The 18,346-nt window shown below is 48.2% G+C and carries 16 protein-coding genes; 14 read left to right on the top strand and 2 right to left on the bottom strand.

The features are described 5' to 3' along the window. Positions 1 to 8: 8 nt before the first annotated feature. The 10 genes from HP567_RS01325 to fumC all read left to right on the top strand — a co-directional run bounded on the left by HP567_RS01325 (position 9) and on the right by fumC (position 12,604). On the top strand, positions 9 to 1,082 hold the full coding sequence (locus HP567_RS01325; protein WP_173610284.1) for an ABC transporter substrate-binding protein: 1,074 nt from the start codon (positions 9 to 11) through the stop codon (positions 1,080 to 1,082). Between the two features lie 188 nt (positions 1,083 to 1,270). Continuing rightward, entirely contained in the window at positions 1,271 to 2,200 is a 930-nt protein-coding gene (locus HP567_RS01320; RefSeq protein ID WP_173610285.1) for a nucleoside hydrolase, read from the top strand. A gap of 26 nt (positions 2,201 to 2,226) precedes the next feature. Continuing rightward, on the top strand, positions 2,227 to 3,048 hold the full coding sequence (locus HP567_RS01315; protein WP_007724617.1) for an ABC transporter permease: 822 nt from the start codon (positions 2,227 to 2,229) through the stop codon (positions 3,046 to 3,048). Positions 3,049 to 3,053: 5 nt separating this feature from the next. After that, entirely contained in the window at positions 3,054 to 3,842 is a 789-nt protein-coding gene (locus tag HP567_RS01310) for an ABC transporter permease (protein ID WP_173610286.1), read from the top strand. A 15-nt stretch (positions 3,843 to 3,857) separates the two neighbouring features. Then, complete coding sequence (locus tag HP567_RS01305) at positions 3,858 to 4,919, top strand: ABC transporter ATP-binding protein (RefSeq protein WP_173610287.1); 1,062 nt, start codon at positions 3,858 to 3,860, stop codon at positions 4,917 to 4,919. Positions 4,920 to 4,937: 18 nt separating this feature from the next. After that, a complete protein-coding gene (locus HP567_RS01300) occupies positions 4,938 to 6,647 on the top strand; it encodes an adenine deaminase (protein WP_173610288.1) in 1,710 nt (569 codons plus the stop codon). Between the two features lie 237 nt (positions 6,648 to 6,884). Then, the gene (locus HP567_RS01295) at positions 6,885 to 8,369 is read left to right on the top strand and encodes a lytic polysaccharide monooxygenase (RefSeq protein ID WP_173610289.1); all 1,485 of its coding nucleotides are present in this window, start codon (positions 6,885 to 6,887) and stop codon (positions 8,367 to 8,369) included. A 135-nt stretch (positions 8,370 to 8,504) separates the two neighbouring features. After that, on the top strand, positions 8,505 to 9,860 hold the full coding sequence (locus HP567_RS01290) for an MATE family efflux transporter (protein WP_173610290.1): 1,356 nt from the start codon (positions 8,505 to 8,507) through the stop codon (positions 9,858 to 9,860). 155 nt (positions 9,861 to 10,015) lie between these two features. Beyond that, entirely contained in the window at positions 10,016 to 10,711 is a 696-nt protein-coding gene (locus HP567_RS01285; RefSeq protein WP_173610291.1) for an MgtC/SapB family protein, read from the top strand. A gap of 504 nt (positions 10,712 to 11,215) precedes the next feature. Further along, positions 11,216 to 12,604: a class II fumarate hydratase gene (fumC, locus tag HP567_RS01280; protein WP_173610292.1), complete on the top strand. Its 1,389-nt coding sequence runs from the start codon at positions 11,216 to 11,218 to the stop codon at positions 12,602 to 12,604. 63 nt (positions 12,605 to 12,667) lie between these two features. Here the strand turns inward: fumC and HP567_RS01275 are convergent, their stop codons facing one another. After that, the gene (locus tag HP567_RS01275) at positions 12,668 to 13,435 is read right to left on the bottom strand and encodes an SDR family oxidoreductase (RefSeq protein ID WP_173610293.1); all 768 of its coding nucleotides are present in this window, start codon (positions 13,433 to 13,435) and stop codon (positions 12,668 to 12,670) included. A gap of 164 nt (positions 13,436 to 13,599) precedes the next feature. Here HP567_RS01275 and HP567_RS01270 point away from each other — a divergent pair, with 164 nt between their 5' ends. The 3 genes from HP567_RS01270 to HP567_RS01260 all read left to right on the top strand — a co-directional run bounded on the left by HP567_RS01270 (position 13,600) and on the right by HP567_RS01260 (position 16,103). Beyond that, the gene (locus HP567_RS01270; protein ID WP_016739586.1) at positions 13,600 to 14,289 is read left to right on the top strand and encodes a response regulator transcription factor; all 690 of its coding nucleotides are present in this window, start codon (positions 13,600 to 13,602) and stop codon (positions 14,287 to 14,289) included. Then, positions 14,279 to 15,388, top strand: a complete 1,110-nt coding sequence (locus HP567_RS01265) for a sensor histidine kinase (RefSeq protein ID WP_173610294.1) — start codon at positions 14,279 to 14,281, stop codon at positions 15,386 to 15,388. The genes HP567_RS01270 and HP567_RS01265 overlap by 11 nt, the downstream gene beginning before the upstream one ends. A gap of 169 nt (positions 15,389 to 15,557) precedes the next feature. After that, positions 15,558 to 16,103 carry a VanZ family protein gene (locus HP567_RS01260; RefSeq protein ID WP_173610295.1) on the top strand — a complete coding sequence of 182 codons (546 nt, stop codon included), beginning with the start codon at positions 15,558 to 15,560 and terminating at the stop codon, positions 16,101 to 16,103. Positions 16,104 to 16,217: 114 nt separating this feature from the next. On the opposite strand, the gene HP567_RS01255 is transcribed toward HP567_RS01260, so the two are convergent. Then, positions 16,218 to 16,409 carry a hypothetical protein gene (locus tag HP567_RS01255; RefSeq protein WP_173610296.1) on the bottom strand — a complete coding sequence of 64 codons (192 nt, stop codon included), beginning with the start codon at positions 16,407 to 16,409 and terminating at the stop codon, positions 16,218 to 16,220. 91 nt (positions 16,410 to 16,500) lie between these two features. Between HP567_RS01255 and recQ the strand changes: the two genes are divergently transcribed. Then, positions 16,501 to 18,276 (top strand): DNA helicase RecQ, encoded by a 1,776-nt coding sequence (recQ, locus tag HP567_RS01250; RefSeq protein ID WP_173610297.1) that lies wholly within the window; start codon positions 16,501 to 16,503, stop codon positions 18,274 to 18,276. The last annotated feature ends 70 nt before the right edge of the window (positions 18,277 to 18,346 follow it).

The following is an 18,346-nucleotide window of genomic DNA, read 5'->3' as shown; positions in this document are numbered from 1 at the left end:
GAATTACGATGAAAAAATTACTTGCTGGAATCCTGTCTTTCTCTATGATGTCACTGGCTCTCGCTGGCTGTGGCAGCAATGATCAACCACAAGCGGGAGGAGCTGGCGGTGAAGCCAAGGGCGAGCCACAAAAGCTGGTCATCTCCACATGGGGCTTCTCCGAAGACTTTTTCCGCAAAGAAGTATATGAGCCGTTTGAAAAAGAACATAACGTGAAAATCGTACTGGAAATCGGGAACAACGCAGAGCGTCTGAACAAAATTCGCCAAGGAAGCTCCGATGTAGACTTGATCTACCTCTCTGACTACTATGCACAGCAAGGGATTGAGAGTGGCGCATTTGAAAAAATCGACCGCAGCCGAATCCCGAACCTGGATCAAATCTACGACATCGCCAAAGCACCACTGGGCGAGGAATACGGTCCAGCTTACACGATTGGCCAATTCGGGATTGCCTACAATCCAAAGCTCGTAAAAACCGAAATCAAAGATTGGAAAGATCTGTGGAACCCTGAGCTGACAGGCAAGCTGACACTGCCAAGCATTACTTCCACGACAGGCCCGATGGTTCTCGACAGTGCTTCTGCGGTCGCGGGCAGCAAGGAATTCAACGAGGATCAAGCCTTCGCGAAAATGAAAGAAGTCAACAAAAGTGTCGTGAAGTTCTACGATAAGACTTCCGAATACGTGAACATGTTTGGACAAGAAGAAATCGGCGTAGGACCTATTATGGAAATGTACTTCAAAGACATCAAAGCCGCTGTTCCAGAAGCTGTTTTCGTACAACCTGCAAGCGGCGGATATGCAGTCATGAATACGGTTAACATCGTAAAAGGCTCGAAAAACAAAGCACTCGCAGAAGACTTCATCAACTACCAGCTGAGCAAGGAAGTTCAGGAGAAAACAGCAAAGGCAAAAATCGATTCTCCTGTAAACAAAACGGTTCAACTGACAGAAGAAGAAGCAAAAGGCGTAACGTACGGGGAAGCAACCGTAAGCAAGCTGAAAATGCTGGATATGAAATTCGTGAACGAGCACTCCAAAGCATGGATTGACCGTTGGAATCGTGAAATCACGCAATAACGAACGATAGAAAAACAAAGGGCGAGGGTATAGACAATATCGGATATACCCTCGTTTTTCAACGTATAGGAATTTATAAAATAAATTCTGGAGCGCATGTAAACATTCCGCTAAAACGCGGTCGCTCCACGTTGAATTGGCTTAGATAGAAGTTTTCTTATGAGGAATGAACGTGAGGAGGACCATTCGTGCAAAAGATCATTCTTGACGTGGATACGGGCATTGATGATGCGCTTGGCATTATTCTCGCTGTGAAGAGCGAGCAATTCGATCTGATTGGCATTACTACGGTGAATGGCAACGTGTCGTTGCGAAAAGCAACAGAAAACACGTGCAAAATTCTCGATTTCTTGCAAGTCGGCGAGCAAATCCCTGTTGTCTGTGGAGCATCTGAACCGCTGCTGCGACCGTTGTTTTTCGAGCATGCCGTACATGGTGAGGATGGTTTGGGAGGAGCCCTTGCCGGAGTTCCGATTTACAAGGAACCGACAGCTGGCTTTGGCCCTGATTTCATCGTGGAAAACGTACTTGCTCAATCCGGCGAGATTACGCTCATCATGACGGGGCCGCTGACCAATTTGGCTTTGGCGGTGAAAAAATGCCCGGAGCTTGTTCAACACGTCAAGGAAGTCATTTTCATGGGTGGGGTTGTCCGCGAGCATGGCAATGTGACGCCAGTTGCGGAGTACAACATGTACGTCGATCCAGAGGCAGCGAAGGTCGTATTTCATGCCGGATTCCCGCAATTGACGATGGTTGGACTGGATGTGACGCGAAGAGTGCTGCTGAACGAGGAGCACATTCGTGAGCTGGGAGATACACCGATGGGCGAGTACGTGAGACAGAGTACGTCTGATTACCTCCATCGTTATTTTCAACGAAATGGCATTTATGCGTGCGCCATGCATGATCCATTGGCTGTCGCAGTCGCACTCGATCCGAAGCTGGTGAAGACGCAGAAGTTATATGTAGATATCGAAACGAGAAGTGAGCTGTGTGATGGGCAAACGGTTTGCGACTTTCAAAACCGCCTGAAAAAAGAACCGAACATAAACGTCTGTCTGGACGTAGATGCAGATGCGTTCTTTGCGCGTTTTCTCGGCGCATTGAAAGCCTGACGATACCGTGAACAGGAGTTAATCAGATGAGAAAAACGGGTCTTTATTTATTGCTGTTGCCGGGTGTGCTGTTTTTGACGCTGTTCATGGTCATTCCGATCGTGATGACGATTGCGTCCACCTTTTATCAGGATGGTAGCTTTACGATCCAAGGCTATCTCCAATTTCTTACCGACGCGTACTTCCTGAAAATTATGCTGACAACGTTGCAGGTCAGTCTGGTCACGACGATTGCGTGTGTTCTGATCGGTTTTCCTGCCGCGTACTACATTTCCAAGCTTGGCCCACGCAAAAAAGGCATCCTGCTGGCATTGGCGATTTTTCCTTTGCTGACCAGCTCTGTCGTGCGGTCGTTCTCTTGGATGATTATTCTCGGAAAAAAGGGCTTATTGAACAGCTCGCTGCTTGCCATCGGGCTCATCGATAAGCCGTTGGAAATATTGTATACGCCGACTGCGATGATGATTGGTTTGATTCATCTGTTCCTGCCGCTGATCATTATTACGCTGGTAGGGGTGATGGAAAACATCGACCCAGATTTGCTGAAGGCGGCGGAAAGCTTGGGTGCTTCCAAGTTGACGGCCTTCTGGAAGGTCATTGTGCCACTTAGTGTGCCAGGACTCATCATCGGTAGCATTCTCGTGTTTGTCGGAAGCCTGACCGCCTACACCACGCCGGCCTTGCTGGGTGGAAAACAGCGGGTCATCTCCACGTTCCTGTATCAAAATGCGATTACGCTCAATGACTGGCATTTGGCATCTGTCATTGCCACGATCATGATTGTCATAACATTTGTCGTCATCTATTTTATGAACAAGCTGGCGACGAAATTAAATCCGAAGGGGTAGAAGCTATGCAGGAGAAAAATCGCGGGTTGGCCCTGTTTACCTCTCTCGTCTTTCTGTTTTTGCTAGGGCCACTCATTATCATTTCTTTTACGTCGTTTGAGCCGGGGAGCGTCTTGAAGTTTCCGCCGGAGGGTTTTTCCTGGCGGTGGTACGAAAACATTTTTGAGGTAGAGATGTTCATGACGACGTTCAAGACGTCGATGTTCGTTTCTTTGCTGGGAAATCTCTTGGCGCTCTTGTTGGGGATTCCGGCAGCTTATGCACTCAGTCGCTTTGATTTTCGCGGCAAGGGCATTTTGAATGGCATTTTCATCTCACCTGTCCTGATTCCGGGTATCGTGATGGGTTTTGCCATGCTGAAATACGTCATTGTCGTATACCATTTGCCGATCTATGCGGGACTTCTCATCGGTCATACGGTGCTGATGCTTCCGTTTATCATTCGCGTCATTGCATCTTCCTTGTCCAACTTTGACTTCGCTATTGAAGAAGCGGCGTTAAGCCTTGGGGCAGGTCGTCTCGAAACCTTTTTCAAAGTCGTCTTGCCGAATATTCGCTCCGGGATTATTGCTGCGATTCTGATCGCTTTTCTGGAGTCGTTCAACAACGTAGATATCTCTGTTTTCATGACGGGACCAGGGGTAAGCACGCTGCCGATCCAGATGCTGACGTACGTAGAAAACAACTTCGATCCGACGATCGCCGCGATTTCCGTGCTGCTCATGATTTTTACGGCTATTCTCATGTTCATCATTGAACGTCTGATGGGGCTTTCCTACTTTACAAAACGATAACGGAGGCATCAACTCATGGCATTGCTCACGCTGGAAAACGTATCGGTTGCCTATGACAATCAATATATATTGCAAAACTTCAATCTCAATATCGAAAAAGGACAGCTCATCTCTTTGCTTGGTCCGAGCGGTTGCGGAAAGACGACGACGCTGCGTTTGATTGCGGGTTTTCTGGAAGCAAAAGATGGACGATTCATGTTTGAAGGAAAAGATTATACGCGCGTTCCGGTAAACAAACGCAACTTCGGGTTTGTGTTCCAGAGCTATGCGCTGTTTCCGCACCTTTCTGTTTTCGATAACGTGGCGTTCGGTTTGCGCCTGCGCAAGGTCAATGAAACAGAGGTAAAGACCAGGGTGCAGCAAATTCTCGAAGTCGTGAGTCTCGGCGGCTACGAAAAGCGTTTCCCGAAGGAGCTATCCGGTGGTCAAAGACAGCGCGTGGCGATTGCGCGAGCACTGGTGATTCAGCCTGACCTGCTGCTGTTCGATGAGCCGCTCAGTAACCTCGATGCCAACCTGCGGATCAACATGCGCGTAGAAATCCGTCGTATTCAGCAGGAGCTGGGAATTACGACTGTGTACGTATCGCATGACCAGGAGGAGTGCTTCTCCATTTCTGACCAGGTGGCGATCATGAACAAGGGTGTGATCGAACAGCTCGACGATCCAGCCACCATTTTCAAATATCCAAAGACTGAGTTTATCGCTCGCTTTATTGGTTTTACCAACTTCATCGACTTCACGGAGCGCACCGAGCAGAACGGAGAAATCGGCCTGCGAGTCGGTGATCATCATTTTACCGCGTCCAAAAATCCGGGCACTGCGAATCCATCCGGCAAAAAATGCGCAATGCGACCAGATGACCTTCTCGTCACGACAGAAGAGAACACCGAGCCGGGAATGAACCGTCTGCGCGGGACGGTAAAGGTAAGCACGTTTTTGGGACGCAGCTATCAATATGTCGTGGAAACAGAGTTGGGCGACTTCACGGTCAATCAAGAGATGGAGACTCCGTACAAGACTGGCCTAAACGTCAATCTGCTGTTTCCAAAAGACAAAGTGGTACTCGTGGACTAAAGACAGGAGGTTATTTTCGTGAAGGTCGATTTGTTGATTCAAGACGTCCAAGTATTTAACAGCTATTTTAAAAAGTTCATCAAAGGAAACGTCGCTGTTTTGGATGAACGATTCTTCTATATCGGTGAGCGGAGTACGGAAACATTTGAAGCTGCCGAGATCGTGGATGGACAAGGCCGCTACATGATTCCAGGTCTGGTCGATATACACTTGCATATTGAGAGCACGATGGTGACGCCGGAGACGTTTTCCTTTGGCCTGATTCAAAACGGAGTGACGACGATCGTACCGGAGCCGCATGAGATGGCCAATGTGTTCGGAATCGAAGGGATCAAAGAGATGATTCGCGCGAGCCGTGATTGTGTCGTTGATATGCTGTACGCGATCCCGAGCTCCGTACCAGCTACCTCAATGGAAACGACGGGTGGGTCTGTCGAGATTGCAGATATGGACGAGCTATTGCGATCCGAAGAGATCATTTGCCTCGGCGAAATCATGAACTACGTAGACATCATCAAGGACCCTGACTGCAAGACGAATCGCATCCTGGAGCATATCCGCAAGACGTATTCAAAGCTCGTCATCGAGGGACATGTTCCGAAATTGCTTGATTTGGACCTGCATCGCGTCATTTATGCGGGAGTGGACTCTGATCATACGCACCAGACGCGTGAGGGCATGGAAGCGAGAATCGCAGCGGGCATGTTTCTGGAGATTCAAGAAAAATCGATGACGGATGAAGTCATGGACTATTTGATCAAAGAGGATGTTTCCGAGCATTTTTGCTTTGTGACGGATGATGTGATGACCGATTCCTTGGTCAATCGTGGACATTTGAACCATATCGTGAAAAAAGCCATTCAAATGGGCATGAAGCCAGAGCGTGCGATCTACGCAAGTACATTTACCCCAGCCAGACGTATGAACATGACGGATAGAGGGGCGGTTGCTCCCGGCAAAATAGCGGATTTCCTGTTGCTGTCTGATTTGCATGAATTCAAGATCGAACGCGTCTACAAAAAGGGGAAGAAGGCTTACGACGCCAAGGAAGAGTACCGACAAGTAGTTAAAGAAAAGCAGTTTCCTGCGCATTTTTATGAGAGCATCAAGCTATCGCCACTGACAGAGAAAGACTTCCGCGTCACGGTAGATGTGCCGGATAATCGCTATCCATGTCGGGTCATGCTCGTTCAAAACGGTTCTACTTTCACAGAGGATCACCGTGGAATCGCTGAGGTACGGGAAGGGCAACTCTTGTGGGAGGAGAGTCCGTACGGCTTGATCGCCGTCTTTGAACGTTATGGCATAAACGGGAATCGCGGTTACGGCTTGATTAGCGGCGATACGATCAAGCGAGGTGCGGTAGCCACCAGCTATTCGCATGACAACCACAATCTCTTGGTTGTCGGACACAACCCGCACGATATGATGGTCGCAGCCAATGAAGTCATCCGTAATCAGGGCGGCTTTTACGTGGTAGAGGACGGCAAGGTGATCGCGAGCCTTCATTTGCCGGTCGGAGGCATTTTGACAGAGGAACCATTGGAAAAGACTGCAAAGGAAGTCGAGCAACTTCGCCGTGCCATGGAGTCGCTCGGTTACAATCATTACAACCCGATCATGTCGATCAGCACGCATTCCTTACCGGTCAGTCCAGCCTTGAAGCTGACGGATCTGGGGTTGATCGATGTAAATGACGGGAAAATAGTTCCGTTGCTCTTGATGTGATAAAAGTTGTCTGCTGAGAATATTATTTTCGGCAGGCAATTTTTTTTGATCAAAAAGTCCCGAAAGAAGCATATAAATTTTCATGCATAGGCATACACTCCTGATTCATCTCCCTATTTTCTGACTGGAATTCGGGTATTTGGTAGGTTTTGGTTTAGGTATTCAGAATCTGTAATACTGGAAAAAATTTCTGTAACATGGAATTCGATCCTAATCCAGAAAAGAGGAGATAAATAAATGGATAACGTAGGGTTGAGAAACAAACTGTTCAGTAAAGGGCTGTCGCTTTTGTTCATGCTGGCAATGATGCTGGTAGCAGGCGCAGCTACGCTCGTGTTCGCTGAGAAAGTTTCGGCTCACGGGTACATCGAATCCCCAGCGAGTCGTTCTTACTTGTGTAAGACGGGGCAAAACACAGGCTGCGGTCAAATCCAGTGGGAACCGCAAAGTGTGGAGGGGATTGGGGGGTTCCCGCAATCTGGTCCCGCCGATGGTGAATTTACCGGTGCAGGCCGCTATCCTGAGCTTTACACACAAACAGCAGATCGCTGGACAAAGGTTACCTTGCAGGGTGGACAAAATGCGTTTACTTGGAATTTGACAGCCCCGCATAGTACAGCGGAGTGGAAATATTACATCACGAAAAAAGATTGGAATCCTAACAAGCCGCTTGCCCGAGCGGATTTGGAACTGTTCTGCTCGTTTCAGGACGGAGGGAAAAGACCGCCATTCACGGTAACGCAATCGTGCAATGTACCGACAGATCGTAGCGGTTACCACATTATTTTGGCTGTTTGGGAAATTGCTGATACGGGCATGGCTTTTTACCAGGCAATTGACGTGAATTTGATTAACACGGGAACAGGTATCGTAGAAAAGCCTACCGTTCCAGGCAATGTGACTTCCGTATCGCAAACAGCTACAAGCATTGACCTTAGCTGGACAAAATCCGTGGCATCTGAGGGAATCAAGCAATACGATGTGTATCGTGATGGAAAATTCATCGCATCTACGAAAGAAACAGCTTACACGGACAAAGATTTGACGCCTGCTACGGCTTACAGCTACACCGTTGTGGCTGTTGATGGCAAAGGGAAAGAGTCTGAGGCTAGCAAAGCACTGACCGTTCGCACAAAAGCAGAAGATATCGTGGATACAGAAGCACCGACGGCACCAGCAGGTATCATGACTCACCATCCAACAGAGTCAGAAATCGACCTCATGTGGAGCCCTTCTCGAGACAATGTGGGTGTGGTGAAATACGAGATTTACCGTGATGGCTCCCATGTAGGAACAGTTGATAAGCCTTCCTTTGTCGATAAAGGATTAACGGCAGGAACATCTTATACGTATACGATCAAGGCAGTTGATGCAGCAGGAAATATTTCCGAAGAGAGCGCACCTCTTGCTGCAAGCACAAAGGAGAAAAAGCCTGAAGTACCGGGTGAAATCGCTGAATGGGATTCCTCTGCTGTGTATGTACAGGGCGACCGCGTCTTGTATGATGGACTGGAATTCGTAGCAAAATGGTGGGTAACTGGTGAACAGCCAGACCGTTCCGATGCGTGGAAGCTGGTAAGCGATGTCGCACTGTCGTGGGATTCCGGCAAAGCGTATGATGGCGGAGCGCAAGTGAACTACGAAGACAAGGTTTATGAGGCAAAATGGTGGACCAAGGGCGAAGAGCCAGGGAAAGCCGATGTATGGAAGCTTGTTGAATAATGGAGCAAAGCCCGGGTGATCTGCCTGGGCTTTTGTTCGTCAAAGTGCAGCCAGTATTTTGCTGATTCCTGCTTGTTTTGCTATACTTATAATTTGAAAGATAAGCCCATCTTATAAGTTAGAAGGAAATGAAAAATGAATGAAACCTATTCGCTAAAAGAAAAATGGCGACAGTTTTTGGCTGTTTTGCTTCCGATCTTGATCTCACAACTTGCGCTGTTTTCGATGACGTTCGCCGATACCATCATGTCTGGACATGCAAGTCCGACAGATTTGGCAGGGGTAGCGATTGGGGCTAGTTTATGGACACCTGTTCAAGCAGGCTTGACGGGGATTCTGATGGCTGTCATGCCGATGGTTGCACAGATGGTTGGGGCAGGGAAACAAGATCAGGTGTCTTACACGGTTATGCAAGCTTTGTATTTGAGTGTAGGGATTGCGGTCGGTGTCATCATCGTCGGTGGTTTGGTGCTTGATCCGATCCTGAACTGGATGCAATTGGAGCCTGAGGTGCGTACGATTGCTCGCGGCTTCCTGCATGCAATCGCTATTGGAATTATTCCGATGTTTCTTTATACGGTGCTCCGTTGCTTTATCGACGCATTAGGACAGACACGGGTAACAATGTTCATTACCCTGCTTTCGTTGCCGATTAATGTCTTGTTGAACTACGCTCTTATCTTTGGTAACTTTGGTTTGCCTCGACTGGGTGGAATCGGTGCCGGGCTTGCATCTGGCATCACATACTGGTGTATTTTGCTGATTACTCTGTTTGTCGTGAATCGCGTGCACCCATTCATTGAGTTCGGTTTGTTCTCCAAATTTCATCGGATCTCGATGAAGGCATGGAAAGAGCTGCTGAAACTGGGGCTTCCTATCGGATTTTCGATCTTTTGCGAGGTTAGCATTTTTGCGGCCGTCACTTTGTTCATGAGTGAATACAGCACGATTACGATTGCTGCGCATCAGGCAGCGATGAACTTCGCATCATTCCTGTACATGGTTCCATTGAGCATATCCATGGCGTTGACGATTGTCGTCGGCTTTGAGGTGGGAGCCAAAAGGTTCCGGGACGCGAAGCAGTACAGTTATTTGGGTATAGGTATCGCTCTTGGTATTGCCCTTTTGTTCGGAATCAGCTTGCTGATGTTTAGCAAGCAGGTGGCTGGTTTTTACACGACCGACATCGAGGTGTTGGAGCTTGCCCAGCATTTCTTGATGTACTCGATCCTCTTCCTGATCTCTGATGCCGTCGCAGCACCTATACAAGGGGTACTGCGCGGGTACAAGGATGTGACCGTTACCTTTATCGTTGCGCTGATATCTTATTGGGTGATTGGCTTGCCTTTGGGATACATTCTGGCGAAATTCACTTCGCTTGCCGCATTCGGATATTGGATTGGTCTGATTACGGGATTGGCTGCCGGTGCCATCTTCCTTTTTGGACGTCTGCTGTCGTTACAGAAACGCATGATTCGCAGCCATTCATAAGGAAACAGATAAGCGGAAAATCCCTGATGTGGGGGTTTTCCGCTTTTTGCATGAAGAATGAAAGCCTCGTTTACACTAGGTGAAAGACCAGATATACTTCTTATCATAGATGATGGAAGATAACCTGACATCAAAGCAGAGGGGGGGAGAGACTCATGTCACTCTCGGTATTCACAACGTATGATTTTTTGCTAAAACTAGGAGTTGCACTATTTCTAGGCTTGATGATTGGTATGGATCGGCAGCTCAAGCACAAGCCGCTGGGTGTAAAAACCAGCATGGTTATTTCGGTTGCGAGTTGTCTCATTACGATTGTCTCGATTGAATCCGTGCATCGGTTCTCCTTGCCCGGACACACGAATATGGACCCGCTGCGCTTGGCTGCTCAAATTGTGAGCGGTGTAGGTTTCCTTGGGGCTGGTGTTATTCTACGCCGGAGTAATGATGTCATATCAGGTTTGACCACAGCATCGATGGTCTGGGCGGCTTCTGGACTTGGGATTGCAGTAGGTGCAGGATTTTATTTTGAGGCAGTGACCGCGACGATCCTCATTATTTTGGCGATTAATTTGTTCCCAGTCATTCTTCGCTTGGTTGGTCCAGAATCACTCAGACAAAGAGATTTGTCGATCAAGATTGTGGTCGAAGGTGGGGGCGATTTGGATTTGGTGTTCAAGCAGATTAAGCACCTCGAACTGCAAGTGAAGCGGGTGAAGGTCAAAGACTTGGACAATAATCTGCAAAAGCTGGAAATGATGATTACAGCGTCGGAAAATACGTATACGACGGATATTTACAGCTTGTTGAAGGCTGTCGATCATGTCATGTCGGTAGAAGTAGAAAGCAGATAAAAAGGAATACTAGAAGACGGAGGCTATCGAGATTTGGCTTTCGTCTTTTTTAGTTGCTGTCGTGAAGGAAGAAGCGCATTTCCAGTCTACGCTTCGGCCTCCGCCATTTTTTCCAACGCTAGGTCGGGCTCCAGAGGCGCTTGGATTGGAAATGCGCTTCTTCTACGTAGCTTTTGTTTCCACTCTTGAGAGTGAACTCATAAAGTCTTCCTGAAATACTTACCAAACGTTGTAAAAGCTCCTACTACACATAAGCTGTACGAAAGCACTGTCACATGTCTGGAAGGAGACCGCCCGAACGAAGAGAGGATATAGGCGACTGGAAGACATGTGGCAGGGCTTCCCCCGACCCCAACCGTTTGAGGACAGCAATATTTTTAGTTTTCCCCCAAAAAGCACTTCATCCCTTGCTAACAAGAATGAAAATCATTATCATTTTAGTGAAGAAGAACTGCCTTATCCTTTTTTACATAAGGAAACGCTTGATAACGAGGAGGATGCGAGATGGAATTCAGAATTGAAAAGGACACGATTGGAGAAATCAAGGTTCCGGCGGATAAGCTGTGGGGGGCCCAAACACAACGCAGCTTCCAAAACTTTGAAATCGGCGAAGAAAAAATGCCACTTCCACTGATTCGCATGTTTGCCATCCTGAAAAAAAGCGCTGCGCTGGCAAATCAAAAGCTGGGCAAGCTCGACAATGAAAAGGCAGAAGCGATTGTGGCGGCAGCAGATGAAGTGATCCAAGGAAAATGGGATGAGCATTTTCCTCTCGTTGTCTGGCAAACTGGCAGCGGCACGCAATCCAACATGAACGTCAACGAAGTCATTGCTCATCGCGCGAACCAATTGCTCGAAGCGAAAGGCAGCTCGGCTCGCATCCATGCCAACGATGATGTGAATAAATCGCAAAGCTCTAATGATACGTTCCCGACAGCGATGCACATGGCTGGACTGGTCGCTATCGAGGAGCAAGTACTGCCTGCACTCCAGCTGTTAAAGGCAACGTTGAAAGAAAAAAGCGAAGCCTATATGGATATCATCAAAATCGGTCGCACGCATTTGCAGGACGCGACTCCACTGACACTGGGCCAAGAATTCAGCGGTTGGGTACGCATGCTGGAAAAATCCGAAAAAATGATCAAGGAGAGCAACGAGTACCTGCGTGAGCTGGCGATTGGCGGTACGGCGGTAGGAACAGGAATCAATGCTCATCCTCGTTTTGGTGAAATGGTCGCTGCAGAAATCAGCGCGGAAACCAAGCACCAATTCGTGACCGCAGAAAACAAGTTCCACGCGCTGACCAGCCATGACGAGCTCGTTCATGTACATGGTGCCCTCAAAGCACTGGCAGCGGATCTGATGAAAATCGCCAATGACGTAAGATGGCTGGCGAGCGGCCCGCGTTGCGGAATCGGTGAACTTATCATTCCGGCGAACGAACCAGGCAGCTCGATCATGCCAGGCAAGGTGAATCCGACCCAAAGCGAAGCGATGACGATGGTCGTATGCCAAGTGATGGGCAACGATGCTGCGATTGGCTTTGCTGCAAGTCAGGGGAACTTCGAGCTGAACGTGTTTAAGCCAGTCATCATCTACAATTTCCTGCAATCCGCAAGATTGTTGGCAGACGTGATGAAGTCCTTCAACGACAATTGCGCAGTAGGTATCGAGCCTGATCTGACAGTGATCAAAGAAAATCTGAACAACTCGCTGATGCTGGTGACGGCGCTGAACCCGCATATCGGCTATGAAAATGCAGCAGCCGTAGCGAAGCTGGCTCACAAAGAAGGCATTACACTCAAGGAAGCGGCGATCAAGAGCAATCTGCTGACCGAAGAGCAATTCGATCAAGTTGTGCGCCCTGAACAAATGATTCATCCAAAAGAATAAGGGGCTTCATAAACAAAACCGATGGTTCCGTGTAGTGGCCATCGGTTATTTTTTTGAAGACAATTACAGATGCGATCCGCCACTTGCATCAATCAATTGCCCGGTTACCCAACGGCTGTCCGAGGAAGCCAGAAAAGCGGCAATATCCGCTACATCATCAGGCTCTCCCCATCTGTTGAAGGTAGAAAGTCCGGCGGCATACTTCTGCCCATCCGGATTATTTTGCAACGTACCAGCATTCATCTCGGTGTTAATAATGCCAGGAAGGATCGCGTTTACCGTAATCTGACGGCTCCCCAGTTGCTTTGCCAAGGCTAGCGTCAGTGTGTTTACAGCCCCTTTCGATATACTGTAAGTGAACACACTTGGGGAAGCTGCACGAGTCACAAAGGATGAGAGATTGATGATACGGCCTTCCTCTCTTAGACGGGGCAAAGCTTGTTGGATCATAAAAAATGGTGCTTTGACATTGATGTTCATGACCTCGTCAAACGATTCTTCGGTAGCTTCTTCCAACGTTAAGATTTGTCCGATCCCAGCGTTATTGACGAGAATGTCAAAACGATGATCTCCTGTACGCTTCTGCAGTGCTTCGTCCAATGTCGCATAAAAATTACGAATGCCGTCAAGGGTACGCAAGTCTGTGCCGATTGCGAATGCCTGGCCTCCAGCGCGTTCAATCTCACGTACGACTGCTTCTGCTTCTTCTTGTCTTCTTCCATAGTGTACGACGACGAATGCTCCGTCCTGTGCCAGACGTAATGCGATGCCACGACCAATCCCGCGGCTTGCTCCGGTTACCAACGCAATTTTTCCTTTCAAATTACTCATGGTTTCATCTCCCTTGATTCAAATTCAAGTTAGTTATAACACAAGGGGAGGTTTGAAATATTGCTCTCTCATTCGGCGGTTAGTCTTACTTGCTTTACCTTTTCTTTAACAATTCTTGTTATAGTGATGCTATCTATATCTACTACGCATGAGTTCGGAGGTGTTTGTCCGTGAGAATTTTGATTGTAGATGACGACAAAGAGATTGTAGAACTGATGGCGATATATTTGAGCAATGAAGGGTATGAGATCGAAAAGGCTTTTGACGGTTTGGAAGCGATGGAGAAGCTGGAGCAGAAGCCCATCGATCTCGTCATTCTGGATGTCATGATGCCCAATCTGGATGGGCTGGAAGTTACCAAGCGCATACGAAAAAACTCGACTATCCCCATCCTGATGGCGAGTGCCAAAACGAATGATATGGACAAAATCCTGGGCTTGATGACGGGTGCAGACGATTACGTGGCGAAGCCTTTTAATCCGCTGGAAGTAATTGCGCGGGTCAAGTCTCTCCTGCGACGGTCGAACTACACGCAGGCAAGCAAACAGGATCATGTGATTGAGGCGGGGCCATTGATTATCGACAAGCAAAGCCACTTCGTTCAGACAAAAGAAGGCACCCCGATCAAGCTGACGGCATTGGAATTTTCTGTCCTGCATCTTCTGGCAAGTCATCCAAATCGGGTATTCAGCTCGGAAGAAATTTTTGACCGCTGCTGGAAAATGGAGAATTTCGTTTCCTACAAAACGGTAATGGTTCACATCAGCAACTTGCGGGAAAAACTGGAGAAGGCGACCAATGGCGAGAAGGTGATACAGACGGTCTGGGGGGTCGGCTATAAAATTGAAGCTTAGAGCCAAGGATTTTATTCGCATCCTTTTCGATTTGCTGCTCGGCCTCATGATCATCTACGCTGTTTTTCAAATGGCCGATTTTTTTGCCAACAACTATTTATACACCATCCCGGAAATCAGAGAGTTCATCTGGAAGATGCGGGTCAATTTCGATATCAACTCTTTTAAAATCCCCATTATTTTGTTGGCAACCGGTATGTTTGCAGCGTGGTCGGTCGTTCGTATCCGCAAGTACCTAGAACAAAAGCAGATGGAACAAATCATAAGCGAGCTGCATTTCATTGCAAAAGGCAACTATCATCACCAGATTTCTATTCGTCCAAACGGCAGCTTGGGCCAAGTCGTAGATAGCATCCATGCTCTGGTCAAAAGCGCCTTGGATGCGATGGAGGAGGAGCGGCGGCTGGAACAATCGAAGGATGAGCTGATCACCAACGTTTCTCACGATTTGCGAACGCCGTTGACCTCCATCATTGGCTACCTTGGGCTGATTGAACAGAACAAACAAAAGGACGAGGAGAAGCTCAAGCACTACGCTCATATCGCCTACGAAAAGGCCAAACAGATGAACGTGCTCGTCAATGATTTGTTTGAGTACACGAAGGTCCGCAATCGCGGAGCGTATTTGAAGCGAACGCAGTTTGACTTGGTAGAGCTGGTTGAGCAAGTATCAGTCGGCTTTCGGCTCGTGGCGAATGAGGCGGGGCTTCGTTTAATCGTAGATACGCCCGATCAAAAAATTGAAATGGCGGGAGATACTGACAAGCTCGTTCGCGTTTTGGAAAACCTCATTTCAAACGCAGTGAAATACGGACACGATGGTACAGAAATTATCATTCGCGTTTTTCAGCAAGAAGAAGGTGTCGCGATTTCCGTTGCCAATAACGGAGCGCCGATCCCGGCTGAATATGTATCGAGCTTGTTTGAACGCTTTTTTCGAGTGGAGGGCTCACGTTCGAAAGAGACAGGGGGCTCGGGTCTTGGTCTTGCTATCGCCAAAAGCATCATCGATCTGCACCAAGGCACCATTTCCGTTGAAAGCACAAATGAATGGACGACCTTTACCGTTTGGCTACCACGTACAATCTCAAGCATTTGAGAAAGCTTTACTTTTTCTTTACCTTTCGTTTCCGTTAATTTTAAACGAAAAGTCTATCCTGACTGCATGAGGTTATGACAAGCGGCTCATTTCCGTCGTGACGGGCGCAAAAGAAGATGTCAATCGTTTTACAGTGACAAAAAAACTGATGGGGAGAGAGGGTTTGACAATGGATAACGTGCAAAAAGTGGAGAGACCGACAGAACTGCTTGTAATTGCAGGTTATGCAGTGTTTGCCCTTTACTTGTTTCTCGTCGTGAAGGTACTGCTGTTTAAATTCGGCAGTTTGGACAGCAGCTTGCTAGTGGATCAGTGTAAAATCATTTGGAAAGATCCCTCTGTGATTGTGGAGCGCTTACGCTATCAGAGTAATTTGGTGCCCTTTCACGAAATCGAGAACTATATCAAATTGATACGAAATAACCAAAGCTGGCACAGTGCAGTGAACTTCGTAGGCAACGTGATCGCCTTCATGCCATTTGGCTTCCTTCTGCCACTCTTGTTCCCGAAAAAAGCCGGCTCCCTATTCAGAGTCATCCAGCTATCTCTGATGCTAAGCCTCGGTGTGGAACTGACACAACTCGTAATGAACGTCGGAACGTTCGATGTCGATGATTTGCTCCTAAATACAGCGGGCGGGATAATCGGGTATATCGTGTACTTGTTCATTTGGCTTCTACAGAAAAAACGATTCATCTTGTCCGTCTCTTCCTAGGCTACTTATTAGGCACCCCTGTGGTGCTTATTTCTTTATTATTAAAAAAGGTGTGGGTGAGCAAAGAAAGCTGGCGAGAAGAAAAAGCACAGGGCTCGCAGACCTTGACAACGCCTACCCAGTCGGAACTTCAAAAAGGGGACCACGCTTGTCGAACACTTCTTCCCTGAGAAACGTCCGCCCGTAGGGTGGCTTTGGATCGACGGTCCCCTTTTTGAAGTGGAGACGACCAGTCAATCCCCCATGCTGGCGTGTCAGAGTCGAAGAGAACTGTGCTTTTTCTTCCCCTCCACCATGTTGACCCAAACGCAGCAGTCCCCCCTTGTTTTGTCCCAATCCCTATGTTTACACTAGTAGAAACCCATTGAAAATCCGTCGAAAGAGAAGGTGATTCTCTTTGTTAAATAAAGCGCAAGAGATTCTACGAAAGTACTTTGGCTACGAATCATTCCGAGAAGGCCAGAAGAAAATCATCACGAGCCTGTTGGCCGGACATGACACAGTAGGCATCATGCCAACAGGCGGCGGGAAATCCATCTGCTATCAAGTCCCCGCGATGCTCCAAGAAGGAGTAACCATCGTGATCTCCCCACTCATCTCGCTGATGAAGGATCAGGTCGACGTACTGGTCAGCATGGGCATTCCCGCCACCCAAATTAACAGCTCACTGGATTATAGCGAGGTTCGCGATCGACTCCGTATGGCGGCGCGGGGAGAGTACAAGCTGTTGTATATCGCCCCAGAGCGTTTGGAATCCGAAACGTTCCAAAATCTGATTCAGGATGTTCCGATCTCGTTTGTGGCAGTAGACGAAGCGCATTGCGTCTCGCAGTGGGGCCATGATTTCCGTCCGAGCTATTTGGCAATTGCCCGTTTTCTTCAATCCTTGCCACAGCGTCCGCTCGTCGCAGCCTTGACGGCAACAGCGACACCGGAGGTAACCGAGGACATCAAGCGACAGCTAGAATTACAGGACGAGCGCCTTTTTATCACAGGGTTTGGCAGAGACAATCTCATCTTGTCTGTACGCAAAGGGGAGAACCGTCGAGAATTCATCCAGGCGTACTTGCGGGCGAATAAGCAGCAGGCGGGTATTATTTATGCGGCAACGAGAAAAGACGTGGACGCTTTGCATGCAGATTTGGACAAGCGTGGCTTTGCTGTGACCAAATACCATGCAGGACTGACGGAAGAGGAACGTGCGGCCAACCAGGAAGCATTCCTGTTCGATGATGTCCGGACGATGATCGCAACCAACGCTTTTGGCATGGGCATCGACAAGTCCAATGTGCGCTACGTTATTCATTACAACATGCCGAAAAACCTGGAGGCGTATTACCAGGAAGCGGGCCGTGCTGGACGCGATGGGGAACCAAGTGAGTGTATTCTGTTGTTTCAGCCGCAGGATATCCAGACCCAAACGTTTTTCATCGAGCAAAATCAACTGCTGGACGAGCGCAAGGAGCTGGAGTACAAAAAGCTGTACGCGATGATCGACTATTGCCGGACGCCGCGCTGCTTGCAGCAAAACATCGTGCAATACTTCGGTGAAACTGATGCTGCCGCGTGCGGACGTTGCGGGAACTGCACCGATGAGACCGAGCTGTCCGATATCACGCTCGAAGCACAGAAGATTTTCTCCTGCGTCAAACGTATGAGAGAGCGCTTCGGTGCCGCACTCGTCGCGCAGGTACTGAAAGGCTCCAAGAATAAAAAGGTCACCCAGTTTTCCTTCGACCAGTTGCCTACGTACGGATTGATGAAGGAATACAAGGAAAAAGAAATCGCAGATTTGATCCAGCTCCTCATTGCTGAAGGCTATTTACAAGTCACGGAGAGCCAATATCCAATCGTAAAGCTAGGGGAGCGGGCATTGCCTGTTCTGCGGGGTGAAGAGCGCGTTGTGCAAAAAATCTCGATTCGCCCTGTGCAGCTGACAGAGGATGACGAGTTGTTCGAGCACCTGCGAGCATTGCGCAAGGAAATCTCGACGCGACAAAAAGTACCGCCGTACGTGATTTTCCCAGACAGTACCTTGAAAGAAATGAGCAGTGTTTGCCCGACTGACAAACAAGCCATGCTCCAGATCAAAGGAGTTGGCGAGGCGAAATTTGAGAAGTACGGAGAACTCTTTCTGGAGTGTTTGCAGAACTATGCAGCGATCAAGTCGTGACATGTACGTCACGGCTTTTTTGCTATTTTTCCTTTCATATGCCTGCTATAGTTAAATAGCAACCCAGAAT

The sequence above is a fragment of the Brevibacillus sp. M2.1A genome (genome assembly GCF_013284355.2).
GTDB lineage: Bacteria > Bacillota > Bacilli > Brevibacillales > Brevibacillaceae > Brevibacillus.
Note: the sequence above shows the minus strand (reverse complement) of the source record. Positions and strands in the feature narration are given on the sequence as shown.

Excerpts from the sequence above, each read along its gene's own strand:
- HP567_RS01315 (WP_007724617.1), top strand. The coding sequence starts at position 2,227 with ATGAGAAAAACGGGTCTTTATTTATTGCTGTTGCCGGGTGTGCTGTTT.
- HP567_RS01325 (WP_173610284.1), top strand. The coding sequence starts at position 9 with ATGAAAAAATTACTTGCTGGAATCCTGTCTTTCTCTATGATGTCACTG.
- HP567_RS01290 (WP_173610290.1), top strand. The coding sequence starts at position 8,505 with ATGAATGAAACCTATTCGCTAAAAGAAAAATGGCGACAGTTTTTGGCT.
- HP567_RS01295 (WP_173610289.1), top strand. The coding sequence starts at position 6,885 with ATGGATAACGTAGGGTTGAGAAACAAACTGTTCAGTAAAGGGCTGTCG.
- fumC (WP_173610292.1), top strand. The coding sequence starts at position 11,216 with ATGGAATTCAGAATTGAAAAGGACACGATTGGAGAAATCAAGGTTCCG.
- HP567_RS01285 (WP_173610291.1), top strand. The coding sequence starts at position 10,016 with ATGTCACTCTCGGTATTCACAACGTATGATTTTTTGCTAAAACTAGGA.
- HP567_RS01305 (WP_173610287.1), top strand. The coding sequence starts at position 3,858 with ATGGCATTGCTCACGCTGGAAAACGTATCGGTTGCCTATGACAATCAA.
- HP567_RS01275 (WP_173610293.1), bottom strand. The coding sequence starts at position 13,435 with ATGAGTAATTTGAAAGGAAAAATTGCGTTGGTAACCGGAGCAAGCCGC.
- HP567_RS01260 (WP_173610295.1), top strand. The coding sequence starts at position 15,558 with ATGGATAACGTGCAAAAAGTGGAGAGACCGACAGAACTGCTTGTAATT.
- HP567_RS01310 (WP_173610286.1), top strand. The coding sequence starts at position 3,054 with ATGCAGGAGAAAAATCGCGGGTTGGCCCTGTTTACCTCTCTCGTCTTT.